The organism is Oscillibacter sp. UBA6647, from assembly GCA_002455655.1.
Taxonomy (GTDB): Bacteria; Bacillota; Clostridia; order Oscillospirales; family Oscillospiraceae; genus Oscillibacter.
In genome coordinates, this window is sequence record DKLF01000080.1 from 2084 (window position 1) to 4421 (window position 2338).

3 protein-coding genes are annotated in these 2338 nt (G+C 51.7%); all 3 read left to right on the plus strand.

The window, feature by feature from the left end:
- Window positions 1–891 (plus strand): helix-hairpin-helix domain-containing protein (locus B2W96_RS06030; protein ID WP_293009386.1); only part of this gene is annotated, 891 nt, incomplete at its 5' end.
- Between the two features lie 396 nt (window positions 892–1287).
- On the plus strand, window positions 1288–1464 hold the full coding sequence (locus B2W96_RS06035; RefSeq protein ID WP_293009387.1) for a helix-turn-helix domain-containing protein: 177 nt from the start codon (window positions 1288–1290) through the stop codon (window positions 1462–1464).
- Between the two features lie 6 nt (window positions 1465–1470).
- Window positions 1471–2295, plus strand: coding sequence for a LysR family transcriptional regulator substrate-binding protein (locus tag B2W96_RS06040; RefSeq protein WP_293009388.1), 825 nt, complete (start codon window positions 1471–1473; stop codon window positions 2293–2295).
- Window positions 2296–2338 lie beyond the last annotated feature (43 nt).

Below are 2338 nucleotides of genomic sequence, written 5' to 3' on the forward strand. Positions count from 1 at the left end.
CGCGTGGGCGACACCGTATTGGTCCAGAAGGCGGGAGAGATTATCCCCGAAATCGTGGAAGTGGACGTTTCCAAGCGGCCGGAAGGGACGATTCCCTATGAGCTGCCAAAAAACTGCCCGGTTTGCGGCGCACCTGTAACGCGGGATGAAGACGGGGCGGCTGTTCGCTGCACCGGCGCGGAATGCCCGGCTCAGCTTCTGCGCAATATTACGCACTTTGTCAGCCGGGACGCCATGGACATCGACGGTCTTGGACCCGCCGTGCTTCAACAATTGATTGAAACCGGGCTGATTCACTCCGCCGCCGACCTCTATGGACTGACGGAGCAGGACTTTGCACAGTTAGAGCGCATGGGAGAGAAGTCCGCGTCCAACGCGGTGGCCGCCATCGAGAAATCCAAGGGAAATGACCTTGGGAAGCTGCTCTACGCGCTGGGCATCCGGCAGGTGGGTGAAAAAGCAGGGCGGGTGTTGGCACAGCATTTTAGAACGCTTGACGCGCTGGAGCGCGCCACACCGGAAGATCTGACATGCATTGACAGCGTGGGGGCCGTCACGGCTCAGTTCATTCTGGACTGGCTTGCAAGCCCTCAATCGCAGGACCTGCTGCAAAAGCTCCGCAGCGCCGGAGTGAATACAACCTGCACGGAAGAGGCGGTGGACGACCGCTTCGCGGGAAAAACCTTCGTTCTCACCGGTACGCTGACCCGGTTCGACCGCAAGTCTGCCGAGGTGATGATTCAGGCCCGGGGGGGGAAGGCTTCCACCTCCGTGTCTAAGAAGACGGCCTATGTGGTGGCGGGGGACGCCGCAGGAAGCAAGCTTCAAAAGGCGCGGGAGCTGGGGATCCCCGTGCTGACGGAGGATGAGTTTGCAGCGCTGCTGGAATGAGAGCTGAGAGTTCAGGTGCAGGGGAGAGCATGACACGGAAAAGCATAAGTGGATTGCATACCTGATTATCGACATTCCGAATCTACCTCCCTTATCTCTGCGGCAGATGAAATCTGAAAAGGACGTTTTGACCGCGAAACGAGATGAACTATCTTGCTCACTGGATTGGTCTGACGCTGATGGATATACCCGAATGGTTTCCTGGTATACAATATATGAAAAGGAGTATGACTTTACAGTCATGCTCCTTTTTACAAGCTTTTGCTGCCTTTATCACAGAACTCCCTTATAAATTTTTGCAGAACGAGAAATTGCCATACTTTTACAGCGTTTATGCTTAAAACGCTTGAGCTTTTCCGGACAGTATAGCAAGCTAAAGAAGGAGGGATGAATCTCATGTTTACCAATTATCATTACTTTCTAGTTCTGGCCGAGGAGGGCAATATGACCCGTGCGGCGGAACGTCTATTCATTTCTCACCAGAATTTGAGTAAATATCTGTCCAATTTGGAAGCGGATTTTGGTATAACCCTGTTTGAGCGCAAGCCTTCTTTCCGGTTGACTTCGGCATGACAATCTATGTATGAAGCGCTGTGCCAAGTGAAATCGCTGGAGCGTAATTTGCGGGAGGATCGAGGCGGAGAAATTACTTTGGGAACTACGGAAGGACGATTCCGTATTTTGATGCCCAACCTCATCAGCGATTTTAAAAATGCTTTTCCAGATGTGCATCTGCGTATCGTCAGTGCAGCTTCGCCGGAATTGCAGGAGATGGTGTTGAACAACCGTCTGGATATGATGGTCGTGGGTATGCCGGGCACGCCTTCTCGCTTTCTTACATCCACAGTGATCTTGCAGGAAAAGCTATACTTGGTGGTCAACGACAATATGCTCCGCCAATATTTTCCGGAGTTGTATCCCGCTTGCAAGCAGATATGGCTGACGGAAGGCGCTGTCCTGCGAAATTTTCAGCAGATGCCTTTTGCGCTCAACCTGCCATACTTCAATTCCAGTATGCTGCTAAAGCGGCATCTGGAAAAAATCGGGGCCAGTCTCGACTGTGTCCATGTTTCCAGCCACCCAGACCTGCATCACATGATGTCCACGCGGGATTATACGGCCAGCTTCTGCCTGACCATGTATCTTCCCGGCGTACTGAAATTAAATCAGGAGCGGAAGGACAAGCTGAATATCTTCCCAATCAAGGATTTCCACGAAACCAATCCTGTAGTGGTATCCTATTTGCAAAGCCGGGTGTTCCGGAGAAGTACCCAGATGTTGCTGCAGATGATCCGCCGGAATTGCAAGGTATTTAGCAAATATGATCTGATTTATCAATATTTAGCACAAGACCCGGGGCCTTTGCCCCGGGTCTTGTGCTGGTTTATTGAAAAGGGAATGTAAACTCAATAAATGGACATTGTGCCCATTATCAATGCCACAACGC